The 18,183-nt window shown below is 45.7% G+C and carries 16 protein-coding genes and 1 riboswitch; of the genes, 3 read left to right on the top strand and 13 right to left on the bottom strand.

Annotation, left to right across the window (positions count from 1 at the left end; all coding sequences use genetic code 11):
* Position 1: 1 nt before the first annotated feature.
* Complete coding sequence (locus BR02_RS0108855) at positions 2 to 448, bottom strand: ACT domain-containing protein (RefSeq protein WP_031516283.1); 447 nt, start codon at positions 446 to 448, stop codon at positions 2 to 4.
* A gap of 365 nt (positions 449 to 813) precedes the next feature.
* Positions 814 to 994: riboswitch (cyclic di-AMP (ydaO/yuaA leader) on the top strand.
* Between the two features lie 160 nt (positions 995 to 1,154).
* Between BR02_RS0108855 and kamA the strand changes: the two genes are divergently transcribed.
* Complete coding sequence (gene kamA, locus BR02_RS0108850) at positions 1,155 to 2,390, top strand: lysine 2,3-aminomutase (RefSeq protein ID WP_051688232.1); 1,236 nt, start codon at positions 1,155 to 1,157, stop codon at positions 2,388 to 2,390.
* Positions 2,391 to 2,437: 47 nt separating this feature from the next.
* Positions 2,438 to 3,298, top strand: a complete 861-nt coding sequence (gene ablB, locus BR02_RS0108845; RefSeq protein WP_031516279.1) for a putative beta-lysine N-acetyltransferase — start codon at positions 2,438 to 2,440, stop codon at positions 3,296 to 3,298.
* Between the two features lie 30 nt (positions 3,299 to 3,328).
* Here ablB and BR02_RS0108840 read toward each other — a convergent pair whose 3' ends face one another.
* Positions 3,329 to 4,612 carry a CCA tRNA nucleotidyltransferase gene (locus tag BR02_RS0108840; RefSeq protein WP_031516277.1) on the bottom strand — a complete coding sequence of 428 codons (1,284 nt, stop codon included), beginning with the start codon at positions 4,610 to 4,612 and terminating at the stop codon, positions 3,329 to 3,331.
* Between the two features lie 104 nt (positions 4,613 to 4,716).
* A complete protein-coding gene (gene spoIVA, locus BR02_RS0108835; protein WP_031516275.1) occupies positions 4,717 to 6,195 on the bottom strand; it encodes a stage IV sporulation protein A in 1,479 nt (492 codons plus the stop codon).
* 486 nt (positions 6,196 to 6,681) lie between these two features.
* Between spoIVA and BR02_RS0108830 the strand changes: the two genes are divergently transcribed.
* Positions 6,682 to 7,332, top strand: a complete 651-nt coding sequence (locus BR02_RS0108830) for a MarR family winged helix-turn-helix transcriptional regulator (RefSeq protein WP_031516273.1) — start codon at positions 6,682 to 6,684, stop codon at positions 7,330 to 7,332.
* Here BR02_RS0108830 and BR02_RS0108825 read toward each other — a convergent pair.
* From BR02_RS0108825 to BR02_RS0108780, 10 genes are all read right to left on the bottom strand, one after another.
* Entirely contained in the window at positions 7,262 to 8,296 is a 1,035-nt protein-coding gene (locus BR02_RS0108825; RefSeq protein ID WP_031516271.1) for an NAD(P)H-dependent glycerol-3-phosphate dehydrogenase, read from the bottom strand. The genes BR02_RS0108830 and BR02_RS0108825 overlap by 71 nt on opposite strands.
* A 23-nt stretch (positions 8,297 to 8,319) precedes the next feature.
* Positions 8,320 to 8,916 (bottom strand): glycerol-3-phosphate 1-O-acyltransferase PlsY, encoded by a 597-nt coding sequence (gene plsY, locus BR02_RS0108820; protein ID WP_034639097.1) that lies wholly within the window; start codon positions 8,914 to 8,916, stop codon positions 8,320 to 8,322.
* 17 nt (positions 8,917 to 8,933) lie between these two features.
* Complete coding sequence (gene der, locus BR02_RS0108815; RefSeq protein WP_031516267.1) at positions 8,934 to 10,256, bottom strand: ribosome biogenesis GTPase Der; 1,323 nt, start codon at positions 10,254 to 10,256, stop codon at positions 8,934 to 8,936.
* Positions 10,257 to 10,324: 68 nt separating this feature from the next.
* Positions 10,325 to 11,647: a DUF512 domain-containing protein gene (locus BR02_RS0108810; protein ID WP_031516265.1), complete on the bottom strand. Its 1,323-nt coding sequence runs from the start codon at positions 11,645 to 11,647 to the stop codon at positions 10,325 to 10,327.
* Between the two features lie 60 nt (positions 11,648 to 11,707).
* Positions 11,708 to 11,890 (bottom strand): capping complex subunit for YIEGIA, encoded by a 183-nt coding sequence (locus BR02_RS0108805; protein ID WP_051688231.1) that lies wholly within the window; start codon positions 11,888 to 11,890, stop codon positions 11,708 to 11,710.
* Positions 11,891 to 11,901: 11 nt separating this feature from the next.
* Positions 11,902 to 12,813, bottom strand: a complete 912-nt coding sequence (locus BR02_RS0108800) for a YIEGIA family protein (protein WP_031516261.1) — start codon at positions 12,811 to 12,813, stop codon at positions 11,902 to 11,904.
* A gap of 3 nt (positions 12,814 to 12,816) precedes the next feature.
* On the bottom strand, positions 12,817 to 14,010 hold the full coding sequence (spoIIP, locus tag BR02_RS0108795) for a stage II sporulation protein P (protein ID WP_031516259.1): 1,194 nt from the start codon (positions 14,008 to 14,010) through the stop codon (positions 12,817 to 12,819).
* Positions 14,010 to 14,762, bottom strand: a complete 753-nt coding sequence (locus BR02_RS0108790; protein WP_031516257.1) for a DUF1614 domain-containing protein — start codon at positions 14,760 to 14,762, stop codon at positions 14,010 to 14,012. Before BR02_RS0108790 ends, spoIIP (BR02_RS0108795) begins: the two co-directional genes overlap by 1 nt.
* A 67-nt stretch (positions 14,763 to 14,829) precedes the next feature.
* Positions 14,830 to 15,993, bottom strand: coding sequence for a stage II sporulation protein P (spoIIP, locus tag BR02_RS0108785; RefSeq protein ID WP_051688230.1), 1,164 nt, complete (start codon positions 15,991 to 15,993; stop codon positions 14,830 to 14,832).
* Between the two features lie 128 nt (positions 15,994 to 16,121).
* The gene (locus BR02_RS0108780; protein WP_207641004.1) at positions 16,122 to 18,167 is read right to left on the bottom strand and encodes a bifunctional 4-hydroxy-3-methylbut-2-enyl diphosphate reductase/30S ribosomal protein S1; all 2,046 of its coding nucleotides are present in this window, start codon (positions 18,165 to 18,167) and stop codon (positions 16,122 to 16,124) included.
* Positions 18,168 to 18,183: the final 16 nt, after the last annotated feature.

The raw sequence follows: 18,183 nt of genomic DNA, 5'->3' as shown, positions 1-18,183 counted from the left end.
TTTAACTCTGACCTACCAGTTCTACCCTTCGCACACCATCTATGTTCTGTAACCTGGCTACCAGTTCTTCCAAATCACCTCTTAATTCAGCGGTTTCAATGGCCACCGTAACACCAGCCACACCCTCAAGGGGTACATTTTGATTGATAGTAAGCACATTCCCATCCACTTGTGCAATGTTATTCAATATACTGGATAACACCCCTGAACGATGCTCTAGCAATAACGAAATCGTTACTATGCTCCCCCTACTCCACTGGTGAAAAGGAAATATTCCCTCTTTATATTTGTAAAAAGCACTACGAGAAAGCCCCACCTTCTCCACCGCTTCATTAACGGTGGTAGCACGCCCCCGGCTTAGCAGTTCCTTTGCTTGTGCCGTTTTAATGATTGCTTCTGGTAAAATATCCTCTCGAACTAAAAAAAACCGCGGGTCTTTGTTTGTCAAAGATACTCCCTCCGCTTCCCTGTCTTTCTGTGGTGGATATATTTCTCCCTGCAGTAGACATTATATCACTGCCTTTTAAAGCTGACAATGATAAAATTTAATTTTTACCATAGTCGAAATGGTCTGTAAATACACTCTTTTCATACAAACAAACAAGCTTATGGTCATAATTTGAAGGCAATGGCTTGTACTATCAGTAAATATTTAAGCAAAGTAGTTTATATAGACGTTCTCCGGAGACAGAACTTGATCAGTTTGTTATAAACAGCTCTTATCATTATTTTTAATATTATTTCTAGTTATACGCCATTGGACTATACTGCCAGTTATAGTTATAATAATCAAGTAGAATAATTTTATATTTATACAATGCAGCGCTTAATTCCCATTAATGGAAGCGGGGGACCCAATTATTTGGGGTGAATCCCATTGCTGAGGTTTTTGAGGTTTTTCTCTTCTAGCATCCAACCTCTCACCTCACAAAGGGTAGGGCTACCCTTCAGCCCGAACCCGTCAGCTAACCTCGTAAGCGTAGCAAGGGGATCAGACACGGTATTTGACGTGAATAATTATACGCAATAATTTTGCCCTTTACCAAGGCATTTTTTGTTGTGCCCACACCCCTTGTTAATTCTTTGATAAGAGGTGTGGGCACTTTTGATTTTAGATATTACTCCCGGAGTTTACCGGGCATGAGGAGGCAGATATGAGCCAAATTAAAGAAAAGTTATTAAAGAAACATAACGCCACTGAAGAGGATTGGGACAGTTGGCAGTGGCAAATTAAAAATCGTATTGATTCAGTTGAAAAACTAAAGGGTATTATTTCATTGTCTGAGCAAGAAGCAAAAGGTATTGAAAAGTGTTTAAAACGTTTTCGTATGGCTATCACCCCATATTACGCCTCAATAATGCACCCCACCGACAAAAATTGTCCTGTTCGCAAACAGGCGGTACCAAGTGATTTAGAATTAAAGGTTACCACTTCAGATATGGAAGATCCTCTCCATGAGGATGTAGATTCACCGGTGCCAGGTGTAACCCACCGTTATCCAGATCGTGCTTTATTACTGGTAACAGACCAGTGTTCGATGTACTGCCGTCATTGTACCCGACGCCGTATGGCAGGGTCTCACGACAGTCCGCTACCTAAGGCTCAGGTGGATAAAGCCATTCGGTATATCCGTAAAACCAAGGAAATTAGAGACGTTGTTATCTCCGGCGGTGACCCGCTGACATTATGTGAAAGCAAGCTTGAATATATATTAAAGCAGTTGCGCGCAATTGAACATGTTGAGATTATTCGTATCGGTACTAGAATGCCGGTGGTGTTGCCCCAGCGCATAACAGATGAACTGTGTAATATGCTTAAAAAGTATCACCCAGTATGGATAAACACACACTTTAACCATCCTCAAGAAATCACCAAAGAAACAACAGAGGCCTGTAGTAAGTTAGCGAATGCTGGTATACCTTTGGGTAACCAAAGTGTACTATTAAAGGGTGTAAATGACTGTGCTTATATATATAAAGAGCTAGTGAGAAATCTTGTTAAGATAAGGGTTCGCCCCTATTATTTATATCAGTGTGATTTGTCCATGGGTATAGGACATTTCCGCACCTCGGTTTCTAAAGGTATTGAAATTATTGAATCCCTGCGGGGTCACACTTCCGGTTTGTCTATACCGCAGTTTGTGGTGGATGCTCCAGGAGGAGGCGGAAAGATACCAGTTAACCCACAATACATGATATCACAGTCAGACAGCAAAGTAGTGTTACGCAACTATGAAGGGGAAATGTTCGTATACGAAGAGACCCCAGACAAAACTAGCAGTTGTGATAAATGCTTCAACTGTATGGTGAAAAAGACCGAAAATAACACCGGGCCATCTAGCCTATTGCTGCCTAGCAAGCGACGCAAGGCGGAAAAACGAGTGGGTTAGGTTAGGCAAAAGGTAAGAATGTTTGAACTTTTGACTGGAGGAAAAGAATGCTATTTGATAATCAAACTATGCTAACTCACAACGATAATAATTTCTCCCTAAAAGTAATGGTAGATAGCATTAACCAGCGACTATGGGTATGGGATTATTCTCTCCGAAATGGCGAGGCTTTTTCTCAATACCTGAAAAATAAAGCCTCCATGCATTCTGCTGCTAAAATAATAATTCCCGCCCGTAGAAAAGATTTGGGCGAACTAATAAAACATGGATACCTGCTAGAAGGTACTGCTGAAGGGTTTTTTAATGGTAAAGATGCATTTTTCATGGCAAGTTACCCCGAGCCCACACGCAGGCAAAGCGATAAACTAGAACAGAAAATGAACGATCTAAGAAAAATATTAGCATCACCAAAAAAGCTTGCTAAAAAATTACCCCCGGGGTATTCACTTAGATTTGCCACAACTGAAGATGCTACAGAATTAGCTAAACTTTTCAATATGGTGTTTTCCACCTACCCTACACCTTTAAACAATGCAGACTATATCTGTGAACTAATGAATAATGATACGATCTTTATACTAACTGAACAAAATGGAGCTATCATTGCAGCAGCTGCAGCTGAAATCGACAGTGATAATAGCAACGCAGAGATGACAAACTGCGCCACAAACCCTAGTCATCAAGGACTTGGATTAATGCACATTATCATGGAGGAACTGCAGCGCACGGTATTAGATAGAAACATAAAATGCTTGTATAGCTTATCCAGAGCATCTGAATATGGCATTAATTTAATACTGCACCGGATGGGTTATACTTATAGTGGTACATTAATAAATAATTGCCACATTTCTGGTCAATGGGAAGATATGCACTTATGGGTTTTGAACTCCCCCCATCTCAAATAAAGCCGGTAAAACGGCAAAGCCCGCAGCTCATCACTGCAGGCTTTCTCCCTTTAGTTTACCCACCAAAATAGTTAGTTTTTCTCTAGTATTAAGACTTGGTTCCTCCATCACCAGATCCAACACTTGTTTGAGCATCTTCCCTATGGCAGGTCCAGGTTTAATACCCATCCTGATTAAGTCAACACCATTAATGGCCAGTTCTTTTACCGTCATTGGCTCCCCTTTATTTAGCACTTCATCAACCTTGCTTCGCAAATCGGTAACCATAGAAAAATCATCCGAGCGAGCGCTACCCTTAATATCGGCAATTTGCAAAGCAAATAAATCATCGAGATTTTCAACACCCACCCTGTTAATAAATTTCTTTACACTTTTTTCTCTTAAAAACTCAAATCTCGACATATGCTCCTTTACCAGCACAGTAACCACAGCAATTGTTTTATTGTCGAATTTAAGTCTGGTGAGAATATGGCGTACCATTTCACTCCCCGCCTTTTGATGGTCATAAAAGTGCCCTCTACCATCTTTGCCGATAGTAAAGGTTTGGGGCTTACCGATATCGTGCAGCAAAGCCGCCAACCTAACACTTAACCTAGCTGGCGAATTATTTAGCACTGCCACAGTGTGCTGAAATACATCCTTGTCGTGATGGGGGCTGTGTTGTTCAAAGCCAATACATTCTTCCAGTTCCGGCATCACTACAGGCAGTAAATTATGCTGAGCCAATAGCATAATACCACTACCTGGGTTGTCAGAGAGAATTATTTTACAAAATTCATCCCTTATCCTCTCAACGGATACTTTACTAATTAGGGGTGCATTGATAATAGCCTTTTGTTTAGTACCTTTATCAATATTAAACTCTAGCACAGTGGCAAACCTAATTAGCCGCATCAAACGCAAAGGGTCTTCTTTAAATCTGTCATCTGCATTTCCCACCGCGCGCAATATTCGGAGTTCAGCATCACGCTTTCCTCCATAATAGTCATATAAAACTCCCTCTTCATCCATAGCCATGGAATTAATAGTAAAATCTCGTTGAGAGCAATTTTGTTCCAATGTACCTATCATGGTGGATACTTCAACACTGCGGTATTGGGTCAACAGCGTAACTGTACCAAACCGTTTACCGATGGGGATCACCCGGGGAAATATACCTGCTAGTTGTTCAGCCAAAGCGTCACTAATTATATCAAAATCGTGGATAGTTCGACCCAAGAAAAAGTCTCTCACGCAACCACCCACTAAGTAGGCTACAAAGCCATTGTGCTTTAAAGTTTTCATTATTTCTTGAACATCAGAAGGTATGCGCATGGGATTACCTCTTTTAATCTTTTTCGGAAGGGTCAAGACCCTTCCCTATCATTATCTTTCAAATACATAAAACCCGCAAGTTTTTACCTGCGGGTTTTTTATTCTTATATTATGATGCATATTAGTCCGCCACTTCCATCATTTACTATGCGCTGCAGTGTCTCTTGTAGCTTAACCTGGGCATTTTCTGGCATGCGATGTAGTTTGTTTTGAATGCCCTCTCTAACGAGATCATGCAGGCTCTTGCCAAATATTTCAGAGCTCCAGATCTTTTTCGGGTCTTCATCAAATTCATCTAGCATATAACGCACTAACTCTTCACATTGCTTCTCTGTTCCAATAATTGGAGTTATTTCAGTGGTTATGTCAGCCTTAATAATGTGTAATGATGGTGCACTGGCCTTAAGTTTAACACCAAACCTGCTTCCTTGACGTATAAGCTCAGGTTCTTCTAAGTTCATTTCATCCAGTTTGGGTGTAACCACACCATATCCTGTTTCTCTTACCTCCATTAGGGCATCAGCTACTTTATCCCATTCGGTTTTCGCAACGGCAAATTCACACATTAAGCGGAAGATGTCTTGATCTCCCTGCACCTCGTAACCGGTTTCTTCGGTAAGAACTTTATAGAACAACTCTTGTTTAGCCTTCATTTCTATTGACGCCGAACCGGTACCCATGTCCATGCTGGTAAGTATAACTTGATCCACAAAGTCAAAATCTGACAGCGCATCCAGTGCCGTTTCGATGTCCCGCAGGCGGCGCACATGGTGAACAGTGGTTTTTACTGCATCTTCAAAACTATCCCGCAGCCAGTGCTTAACATCCAATTCTTCCACCCATTTAGGCAGTGTGATGGTCACTTCATTGACCGGGAATTCAAATAAGATTTGCTCCAGGATGTATAAAATGTCTTCCTGGCTCATTTCCGCAACATTGATAGGCAATACGGGCACGTCATATTTATCTTGCAAATCAGCGGAAAGTTCATGCACATCCGGTGAATTTTGTCTAATTGTATTCATGATAATTACAAATGGCTTCCCCAGCTCTTTAAGTTCTTCCACCACCCGCTCTTCAGCATCTAAGTAATTTTCCCGGGGAATATCACTGATGGTACCGTCAGTGGTCACCAGCACCCCAATGGTTGAGTGCTCAGAGATAACTTTGCGGGTGCCAATTTCAGCTGCCTCTTGGAAGGGGATGGGGTCTTCAAACCAGGGAGTGGTAACCATCCGGGGGCCGTCTTCTTCTTCATAACCCAGGGCACCTTCCACCCGGTAGCCCACACAGTCCACCAAGCGCATCTTTACTTCTAAGCCGGGACTCATCGTTATTTCTACCGCTTCATTGGGCACAAATTTAGGTTCGGTAGTCATAATTGTACGACCGGCACCGCTTTGGGGAAGTTCGTCCCGGGCACGTTCCCTGTCATGTATGTTTTTAATATTTGGTATTACAGATAAATCCATAAACCTTTTTATAAATGTTGATTTGCCGGTTCGCACCCCGCCGACCACGCCCAGATAAATATCTCCACCGGTGCGTTCGGCAATATCACGAAAAAGGTCAATTTTTTCCATGCACACTCTCCCTCCTTTGAGAATATATAAAATTTTTTCTTTCTAATCTGTATGTAAAATCATGCATCCCTCCCCCGCCAAGCGAAAGGTCAGGACAACAGACTACATTTTTTCAGATACCTTACCCCGGGCATCGGGTAGTCCTGTCCATGTGTATTATTTTTCCAAGCACATACAATAACAATATATATATATGACGGCAATTTAGAATTATGACCTTCTTTATTAAACAAGCAAAAAAAATCTTGGCACTGATTAATTGTATGATGCCAAGTAGTAAAAAAATGACAGCAAAAGTTATTTAATATCGGCAAAGTTCTGCCATTTTGTGGAACATTATTTGCACATTTTACGTACACTAAAAAAGGACTCAAATAGAGTCCTTTAAAACAAAAATATGTTTATTTCAATCACCGCGGCAACGGTTAACCTGGGTTTTAAGAGCATCGTTAACGAAGAAAAATGTATAAAACAGAGGTGAGTACTTTGAAGGAAGAGCCGGTAACAGGTCTTAAGAAAAAATCAGGGCGCGCAAAAAAGATTCCACCCCTTAACAGTGAAGCCATGTGGTCCTTAATTAAACATTACCCTTGTAAAAATGACAAGATCAGTGATCGCCTGCGTATACTTATGTACTTGCGCCGCCTTTATCACTATCTGGATGTCTCGTGGGAAAAGCAGCTCAGTGCCTTTAATTTAACCCCTGCCCAGCACCTGGCATTATTAACTGTAATTGCAGCCGAGGGCTTATCCATGACTGATTTGGCAGCCCTGTGTTTATGGAATCGTTCCACTGCCAGTCGCATCTCCCGTTCACTGCAAAAGAAAGAGCTAATTAGCATCACGCCGGTGGACGGTAAGACTTCGGCCTTAAAAGCAACCCACAAGGGGCAGGAGCTTGCTGCACTGTATTTGGCAAAGGAACAGGGCGAGTTTGAACACGGTTTGTCAATTATCGCCCAAGAGGCCTACGAAAACAGGGATGTTTATCAGTGGCTTAACAAAAGCACCGGTTTGTTAGTTGGCACAGATGTGTCCGCTTATGTTGAAAATATATGTTCCAATGTTAGGACTGCCAATTCAACAGAGCAACCTCTTCAATCTCAGGTTTACCTGAACGACCCATCAGACTCATAACCGCTTCCCGCGGCGAGTGGCCCTCATATAGAACCTTATAAATGTGCTCAGTTATGGGCATTTCAACTCCGTACCGGGCGGCCAAACCTTTGGCTGCCCGGGTGGTGCGCACTCCCTCCACCACCATACGCACACTTTGAACAGCCTCATCCATAGATTTACCTTTCCCTATTGCAATGCCCGCCCTGCGATTGCGGCTGTGCATACTGGTGCAGGTGACAATTAAGTCGCCAACCCCGGCCAAACCGGCAAAGGTCATTGGCGATGCACCCATGGCTTCACCCAGGCGTGTAATTTCTGCTAAACCCCTGGTCATCAATGCTGCCTTAGTGTTATCTCCGAAGCCTAAGCCATCGGCTATACCGGTTCCCAAAGCAATAATGTTTTTCAGTGATCCACCAAGCTCTACACCGACCACATCGGGATTGGTATAAACCCTCATGTAATCAGACATAAAAAGTTCTTGCACCCCTTGGGCACTTTTCATGTCCTTTGATGCCACTACCAAAGCAGTGGGAATATTAAGGGCCACCTCTTCCGCATGGCTGGGCCCGGAAAGCACCACATAGCTTTTATCACCGCCGCCGTCAGTTTCTTCGTTAAAAACATCTGACATGCGTTTAAGGGTTTGCTCTTCAATACCCTTTGCCGCATTGATTACCACTGCCCTTTGGCTTAAATAAGGCAGGGTCATTTTTATTACTTCCCTAAAGGAATGGGACGGGACACCGTATAAGACATATTGACAGCCGGACAGCACTTCTTTATAGTCCCCGCTGCAAGTAATGTTTTGGGGTATTGTTATTCCTTCGAGGTATTTATTGTTTTGGTGTTCATTATTTATTTCTCGCACGGTCTCTTCATTGCGGGACCACATCTTTACTGTATGCCCCTTGTTGGCTAACTGTATTGCCAGCGCAGTGGCCCAACTGCCCGCTCCCACCACCGCTACCATTTGTTTCATTGCTTAGCGCCTCCCCTGGTTAATCATTGCTTTTTTTGCCCGCATTTAAATTCAGTGCCATTGATAATGCGTTTAATGTTAGAACGGTGCTTATATATGGCAAATACCGCCGCCAATAGCCCAAATACTACAAAGGGAAGTTCCAGATCCAGCCAGTAAAAGGATAGGGGCACCGAAATTGCAGCCATCATTGAACCCACCGATACGTATCTGGTAATGGCAATGGAGCCAATAAAAAGTATTAAGCCAATAATACCGGACAGGGGTGAAAGCGCAAAAACTATGCCGGCCCCGGTGGCTATAATCTTTCCCCCTTTAAACTTTAAAAAGACAGGATAGCCATGGCCAAGCAAGGCACCCACTGCCGCCGCCAGCACCGAAAAGGTACCGTCAAGGAAAGAAGTTGCTAACAGCACGGCAGCGGCACCCTTGGCCATATCCAATAGAAGAACAATAAGGCCCGGCACGGTGCCCAGTGTGCGCCATACATTGGTGGCACCTATATTGCCACTGCCGTAACTGCGAATATCTATCCCTTTCCAAAGTCGGGCCAGTAAATACCCAAAGGGAATTGAACCCAATAGATAGCCGACGAGAAACCCTATAATATATCCAATCACTTTACCCTCCGCTTATCTTACTCTTTTTCACGTTTGCGTAAATAAAATCTTATGGGAGTGCCTTCAAAACCATAGGAAGACCGGAAAAAGTTTTCCAGGTAACGCATATATGAAAAATGCATTAGTTCCGGGTCGTTAACAAATAAAATAAAGGTTGGGGGGGCAACCCCTCCTTGCATGGCGTAGAGTATTTTAAGCCGTCTTCCCTTATCGGAAGGGGGTGGGTTTTGCTGCATTGCCTCTCGCACCAGCTGATTTACATTGCTGGTGGCTATACGTAAATTGTGTTGCTCCGCAACATAGTCAACCAGTTCTAAAACCCGGGGAACTCTTTTTTTGGTTAAGGCTGAAATATACACTATTGGAGCATATCTAACAAAGCCCAGTGCCTCTCTTATATGCTCATTAAAACGCAGCATGGTTTTATCATCTTTTTCTATTAAGTCCCATTTGTTAACCACTAAAACAATGGCCCTACCCTTTTCCTCGGCATAGCCTACAATTCTTTTGTCTTGTTCAGTAACACCCTGGCTGGCATCAATAATCATCAGCACCACATCTGAACGATCCACCGCCCGCAGCGATCTAATAACGCTATACCTCTCTGCCGGCTCCTCTATTTTTTTCCTGCGCCGCATACCGGCGGTGTCAATTAACACATAATTTTTTCCACCCCGTTCGATGGGTGTATCAATGGCATCCCTGGTGGTACCGGGTACATCACTGACAATAACCCGTTCGTCCCCAAAGATGGCGTTAACCAAAGTTGATTTGCCGACATTGGGCCTGCCTATTACTGCCACCTTTATGGTATCATCGTCATATTGTTCCTCACCTGCATCCGGCAGCAATTCCACTAACTGATCCAACATATCCCCGGTGTTCATTCCCTCAGCTGCTGACACCGGAATTGGATCTCCCAGACCCAGCTCATAGAAATCATAATAGGGTATTTTTAGGGTGTCAAAGTGTTCAACTTTGTTGGCCACCAAAAGCACCGGTTTTTCTGTTTTTCGCAACACTTCGGCCACATCTGCATCGGTTGGATGCAAGCCTGCCCTGGCATCCACCACAAACAATATGACATCGGCTTCGGCAATTGCAATTTCTGCCTGCTTTCTCACCTGGGCGGTAATTTGGTCGTTCTCATCAAATTCTATGCCCCCGGTGTCAATCAGGGTGAATTCTTTGCCATTCCATTCAGCATCAAAATACAGTCTATCCCTTGTTATTCCGGGTTGGTCCTCCACTATGGCCACCCGGTGACGAACTATACGGTTAAATAAAGTTGACTTGCCAACGTTGGGCCTGCCAACTATAGCCACAATAGGTTTGGGCATCTCTTTCACGCCCTTTCTAGGTTTATAATGCATATAATACCAGTTTTTAACTGTAAATAGCAAATTAATTATCGTGCCCCGCCGGTCAGTATTATTTCTACCAGTTGGGCAGGGTTACCTGCCGGGTATACCGGCACCTTCAGCCGTTTAGCAAGCTGTTCCACTGTCATATCGTCTAAAAAAACCTCTTCCCCTTGGTTTTTCAGCATGGCAGAGGGAATGATCAGCATATCGCCCAAGCTTTTGTTTTTTAACCCTTTAATCATATCTGAACCGGTGAGCAGACCGGCCACGGTTACCGTTTCTCCAAAAAAATGATGGGGTATCTTCAACAACCGGGCATTAACACCCTTTACTTTATTTAATCTATTGATTACCGGCTCTAAAATTGCAAATGCAGATAAGCCGGTGGCAACGGTTACCTTTCTTGGCACTGTAGCCTGCAAGGGTAATTTTTTTTCTACTTCATGCCACTGATCTAAAAACAGCCTGGCTAAGCCGACGCCGTTTTCTGTTTGGGGATAGTCTGCATATCTTTCATCCGGGGGGAATGGCTCCTGGGCCATGACGTAAAATTCGTCTGAGGCAAAGACAAAGGGGTATTGAAATTTGTCTATAAACCTTTCTTGCCAACCATGTATTTGGTTTATTATTTCCCGGGCAGTTTTCTCATCAAATAATTTCAGCTCAGCCAATCCCTCACGGTACTTGGTAAGCCCCACCGGAACCACCGCCAATGATTGTACGCTGGGCCACAGGCCGGCCAAGTCTTTAACTGTTCGCTGCAACTCAGGCCCGTCATTTATTCCCGGGCACAGCACCACCTGGGTATGCATTTCTATGCCTGCCTCAGCCAAGGCCGAAAGCTGCTCCATTATTTTTGCCGATCTGGCATTTCTCATAAGTTTGCGCCGCAGGTCAGGGTTAGTGGTATGTACCGATATATACAAGGGGCTCAGTCTTTGTTTTATTATCCGCTGTAGTTCTTCCCCGTTAACGTTGGTTAAGGTAACAAAGTTGCCCTGCCAAAAGGAAAGCCTGTAGTCATCATCTTTAACATACAGGGTGCTGCGCATATTGGGCGCCATTTGATCCACAAAGCAAAAAAGGCACTTGTTTTGACACCGTCTGGTGGCACCAAAGGCGCCAGCGCCAAAATCCAGTCCCAGGTCTTCATCATAATCCTTCTCTATTTCCAGTATCCACTGTTCTCCGGCGGCATCAATTAGTTTAACGCTTATTTCCTCATCGCAAACCAAGAAGCGGTAGTCAATTATATCTCTCACCGGATGGCTGTTTATTTCCATTATAATATCCCCCGGTTGAACACCTATTTCATCACCGATGCCGCCGGGGGTTACGCCGGTTACCTTTAAACCTTGGGTAGGCATAGCCACCTCCACGCTGTGTACTGCATAAATTATCTAATAACAACAAAATTTAGTCAAGCGCTAGTGCCTTACTATTATCATTACCTTGTTTTCCAATTGGTGAACCATACCGTCGGCAATGTTTGCCAAGGTGCCGGCCATGGCCTCCAGTTCTTCTTCATCACTGGCACAAAAAATCGGCACACCACCCAATACCTTGCTCTTGTCGGTGGTTACTGCCGCAAATATAGCTTTCTCAATCACCGTCTGTCACCTCAATCTGATGCGTACCGGCCGGCTTTGGTGGCCAAAGGTTTGCTGTAGGCACTTTCCAATACAGGGCTGCGTTTTACTGCCTCCACCAGGGCTTTGGCATCCCGTTCCATGGGCATCATATACATTGCCACCGAACCGGTGTCCACATCTTTACGCAATATTGGGGTATAGTCAGGAATATCTATATCCTTTTTGGTCCCCAGCACCACCCCTGCGGTGTGGGCTATCACCATGCGCTGGCCCATGTCATGTATGGTGGCCCGGGCATTATCGTTTTTGGGATGGATCATCACCGCCAAGCCTTCTTTTAATATCTTATCCCGACGTTCTTTTAAGCCGACATTAATTAGCCCTACATTTTCAACCATGAGGGTGGGGCCGTTAAAATGTATTTTTGCCACTTTAACATCACATATATCACCAATTACTCTTCCTTTGCGATAAAGCCAACTGGTTACCAGGGTCAGTATACCTATTGTCAAGCCCGGGATAACCCCTGCCCCAGAAGATAAGCCTATTAGGGTGGCCAATGCGGTAGTAAAGGCACTGGCCATGACCAAATAGTTTCTTGCTTCAAAGGTTCTTGCTATCCCTTCAATGTAATCACTGCCGCGCTGAATAATTTCCGAATCCTCTAAGCTCTCCAAGGTGGTACGTTCTTGGTGGCGTATTTCTCGAAATTGCTGGGCGGCCAGTGCCAGAAAGGTAAAGGCGGTAAACTCCTTTTCAACAATTGCCGGTACTGCCACCGCCCCCAAGGCTGAGGCAATAAAGCCCAGCGAAAGGTGTACTATATATCCGTGGGGATAGCCGGGGTACTGACGGTAATCCACATGGAGCAGGACTAGCCTGGTAATGGTGCCCATGAGCGTGCCAATAATCACAACCAGCAGGTAGTCCTGATATTCCATTAATTATTCCCCCTGATCCTCATCTTTTGATTTTCCACCGGGCTTTTTAGCCGGGCCTCGAATACCGGTCATCTCTCTGCCAAAGCTGCTTATTCTATCTGCCGCTCCTTTTAAGCTTCCGCTGCTAATCCATAAAAATGCAATGCCTGCCACAACCACAGCCCCCAATATCCAAGCCACGGTAGTCCAGCCTGCCCTTCCTGCACCTGCGCCGGTCTCCGGCCCCGGGCCGGCACCACCCTCCAGGCCCAAGACAACGGGCACTGCATCTGCCAGCAGTACGATGCCTTCTTCAGCCATTTCCCGGCGATTGGTGTGGGTGCCCGCTTCCAGCAAGATATTAGTGGACATCAAATCCTGGTTGTAGTTGCCTTTCCCGCTGAATATTTCTTTTACTATATCCGGGTGTTTTTGATTGGCATAAGCCATTAGACGCTTAGCAAAGTCTTCATTGGCATCTTTTTTGGGGTTTTGATTACCCAAAACAATCCGGATTTGAGTTACCTCTTGGTTGCCAATGGTGTCGTAATAGAAATCAGGATCAGGTATGCCGTCCCGGTGCACATCAAACATGGCGATGGGGTTTTGCTGCATTAATTCCGTGGCTGTGCGCCGGGAGCGCATGTAGGCATTGTTATCGTGGGGGTCATGTTTGTTGTCGCTGTATAGGACCTTTACCCCCCTTTCCTCCAGGGCATCGGCAAACACCTTGCCCACATTTAAAATTCCACCCTGAAAGGGTTGTGACTCTGCTCCATCGGTGGGCACATAGGACTCCGCCGTATGGGTGTGATATACAGCCACCGGCCTTTGGTTTTCAGCGCTTGTAACAGGCACTGCCGTCATATTGGCAAAATAATCAACCCAGGCAAGATAGTCCTTGTCCATACCCAAAAGCTTGGCGGTGGCCTTTTGATCATCTACCTTTGTCACACGATAATGTTTGCCGTCACCGGTGATAAGCTCATCACCGGAATATACCGCCCGTGACATTTTGCTGATCACCCGGCCGCTTTCATCATAGATGGTGACAGTGTGGCCCACAAGGTGGTCAACTAAATCATCGGCATGGAACAGGGCCGTGGGACTCCATACGGGGCGAGGGGTCATTTCAAATTCGGCAGCCGATAAGGCCAGTAGGGCTACACCTAGGGCCACCAGCACAGCGGCAATAAATTTTTTAGATCTCACCTTCATTATTCACCCCTCCTTTTTTTATCCATATCTCCAATGGCAGTGGTTTTTTTAGCACGCCTGTTAAAGTCCGGTTTTTTCAAAGCGGCCAACAATTCCTTGGGCCTTCCTTCAGTGGCCGGCCCCCCCTGCAGGCGCTCCCGCAGTTCCCCGAAAAACTCTGCCAACAGCACCGCCAGTATACCGGCCAGTACAGTAACATCAAAGGCGCCGGCACCGCCAATGGCCACCACACCGCCCACAGCGCCCGCCTGTAGCAGCCAAATATAGTGAAACACGTCCACCAGCACCACACCCAGTACAGCGGCAATAAAGGCCGATCTGCGGGATCTGCCCACCAAGTAACCGGTTATGGCTGCAGCAATGGGGTACAGATAAATTGAATCTATCACCCCGTACCTGCCGGCCGGTTCAGGCAGTCCGGCCATCAGCAGGGAGCCAATGAAGTAAACAACTAAGCCGGTGGCCACGGTGGCAATTAGGGCCCGCACCCGCTCTTTGGTGGTTCCGGCCTTAGATAAGAGGTAAATAGCCAAGGCTATGGGTATCAATGCTCCACCCACATTTATGGAAGCCCTGATATTGCCCAGGGGCAGCGGAATGGTAATAAAACTGCCCACAATGAGGGCAACAATTACTCCCAAAGCCGCCTTGTCACTGAGCCTCATTCTGTCCAAGACCCGCTGGGCCAGTCCAAAATAAATTAAAAATGATACTGCAATTAAAGCAATTAAGCCAATGGGAAGTTGTGTCATTTAACTGCCTCCTCGCATTTAAATTAACCATTTTTTTACGACAGTAGGCTACCCCGATACGTAAAATTTATTCATTATCATTCTTTATGTTGCGTATTCTGCTGTTAATCTGATTAACCGCCCCCCTAAGGCTTTGCACCACCCTTTCTAGGGCTTTTTCATAACTGCCGGCGTTAATCAACATAAAAACCCCGGCAACCAGCACCGTAGTAAAAATTAAAGCAAGGGCTTTTCTCCATCCGCCGGCCCCCATCTCATCAACGGTGCCGGCCGCTGCTTTAACATCCTCTTCAGTTAAACCCAGTACCACCGGCACTGTGTCGGTAAAAAGCATAATTCCCCGCTCTGCCTCTTCAAGGCTATTGGTATAGGTGCCCACCTCCAATAATAATGAGGTGGAAAGCAAATCCTGATTATAATTGCCACGGCCAATATAAATATCTTTCATTATTCCCGGGTATAACTGTTCGGCGTGGGCCATCAATCTTTTGGCGAAATCTTGATTTACTTTTCGGTTACCGTTTTGTCTGCCCACCACAATACGTATTTTAGCTACCTGTTCTCCGTCTATTTCCGTCCGGTAATCAGTAGGATCTGGCACTCCGTCCCGGTGCAGGTCAAAGATTGCCACCGGATTGCCCCTTAATATACCCGATGCAGTGCGCCTGGAACGGACATAAGCATTGTTATCATGGGGATCATGGGGGGTTTGATAATATATCACATCAATGTTTTTAGCTGTCAGGGCCTTTTCAAATTTTTCTCCCACCCGGTAAATATCGCCCTCGAAGGGCACCAAGGCCTCTCCGCTGCTGGGCACATAGGACTCCCCGGTGTGGCTGTGATAAATGCCAACCGGTCTTTCACGCCAGTCATTGGCAGCAGTTGCTTGCACAGGCTTGTTTTTAAAAAATTCCAGCCAGCCCAGATATTTTTTGTTTTCCCCCAAAAGTTTTACAGTGACTGTTTTATCAACCACCCGGGATACCCGATAGTGCTTGCCGTCCGGTAATATTAATTCGTCCCCCGAATATACCGGCCGTGAGACTTCAGTGACCAATTGGCCCTTTTCATCCCGGAGAAGGTAATGCAAGCCCTCTTGATGTTCACTGTACCCAGCGGCAGATTTCTTTTGCTGCCATATACCGCCAGGCCCTACGGTGGCCCAGGCCTGCCCACAGCAGCACATTATGTAAACCAGCGCCAGCGTTACCAGCATTTTTTTGCGCAAAACTTTACACCTCCGCAAATCCAGTCAAATATATATTTCCCTGGACCTGGGCAGAAATACAAAAAGGCAGACATTATCGTCTGCCAAAAAAATAGGCGACCGTTAATTGACCGGTCGCCTACTGTTATTTATTGATTTTTCTTAAGCATTTCCTGTACTTCCGGGGGCATTGCCTCACCAAGGGTCATGCCGCCGCCGTCATTTCCGTCTTCACTTGTGGTTTGATATTCCTGGGGCTTTTGTTGTTTTTTAGGTTGACGGGGTGTACGCTCTTTGTTAACCTCGCGAATAGAGAGGCGAATACGTTTTTCCCCGGCATCCACTGAAAGCACCTTAACATTGATTTCATCACCTTCGGAAACAACGTCCTCCGGCTTTTCAACGTGCTGTTCAGCCAAGTGAGAAATGTGTACCAAACCCTCTACACCGGGCTCCAGCTGCACAAATGCACCAAAGGGTGCCAGACGAACAACTTTAGCCGGTATAATACTGCCCACAATATATTTTTCTTCAATATTGTCCCAAGGGTTAGGCAATACCTGTTTTAATCCCAAGGATACCTTTTCATTTTCTTTATCCACCTTGAGAACCTTAACATCAATTTCATCACCCACGTTAACTACTTCTGAGGGGTGATTAATGCGGTACCAGGCCATTTCAGAAATATGCAGCAGGCCGTCTACGCCGCCGATATCCACAAAGGCACCGAAATCTGTTAAACGGCGCACTATACCCTTAACAACCTGGCCGTCTTCCAGTTTTTGGAATAATTCTTCCCGGGCCTTGGCTTGTTCTTCTTCCAGTACCACCTTGCGGGATAGAATTACCTTTCTGCGGTTTTTATTCATTTCAATTACTTTAACCCGTATAGTTTCATTGAGGTATTTAGAAAGGTCTTCCACATAGCCGATGTCTACCAAGGATGCAGGCAGGAAGGCCCGTACCCCAACGTCCACCAACAGACCGCCCTTAACAACCTCACGCACTGTACCCTCAATTACAGTGCCGGCTTCCATGGCTTCTTCCAGGCCACCCCAGTTCTTTTCGGCATCGGCCCTAACCTTGGATAAAACTGCTCTGCCCTCACTGTCTTCGGACTTAATTACCACCACATCTATTTCATCTCCAACCTTTACCACCTCGTGGGGGTCGGTATTATAACTGGTCAATTCCCTCAGCGGGACTACGCCTTCAGACTTTGCCCCAACATCTACCAAAACCTCATCCGAGTTAACTTGAACCACAGTGCCCCGTACCTCGTCGCCGTGGTGCAGGGTTCTGACCTCCACATCTTCCTGCATGCCCTCTTGCATTGTTTCTTGTTCCATTGCCATTTCTTCCCCTACTTCCTTCATCCTACATTCAACCTCCTCAATAATCCAGCCAGGCGTGGATGCACCAGCTGTTAATCCGGCTCGCTCTACCCCAACAAACCACTGGCGTTTGAGCTCATCGGCAGTTTCTATCTGATAAGTTGGTGTTCCGGTACTGCGGCAGAGCCTGGTCAGCTTGCCTGTGTTGGCACTTTTGGCTCCCCCCACCACCACCATAACATCAACCTTCTTTGCCAGTTCCAGCGCTGCCTGCTGGCGCTCACTGGTGGCATGACAGATAGTATTACCTGATTTAACTTCAAATCCTTTTTGTTGCAGGGTACGAACTACCTCATTAAAATTTGCCACCGGTTGAGTGGTTTGAGCTACCACACCTATCCGGTTATAGCCTGTAAGTTTTTCGGCCTCAGCTGCGTTTTCAACAACTATCGCAGTGCCGCCGGTCCAACCCACAATGCCCTTCACTTCAGGGTGCTCCCGGTCGCCCACCACCACCACCTGATAACCTTCGTCGCTAAATTCCCGGGCCAGCTGTTGAGCCCTTCTAACAAAGGGACAGGTTGCATCCACCACTTGGTGTCCGTACTCGCGGGCACCTTCCAATATCTCCGGCCCTACCCCATGGGATCTGATAATTAAGCATCCTGGCGGACCATCATTGACATTGTCAATCTCCATAATACCCTGTTGGGTAAGTTTGTCAACCACTTGTGGGTTATGTATTATTGGGCCCAATGTATAAACCGGACTGGCCTTATCTTCGGATTCTTTTTGGGCCATTTCTATGGCCCTTTTTACTCCAAAACAAAAGCCAGCCTTAGAGGCCACAAGTACTTCCAAAAAATATCACCTCAGC

The sequence above is a fragment of the Desulfofalx alkaliphila DSM 12257 genome (assembly GCF_000711975.1).
Lineage (GTDB): Bacteria > Bacillota > Desulfotomaculia > Desulfotomaculales > Desulfohalotomaculaceae > Desulfofalx > Desulfofalx alkaliphila.
This window is presented reverse-complemented; position numbering and strand designations above follow the sequence as displayed.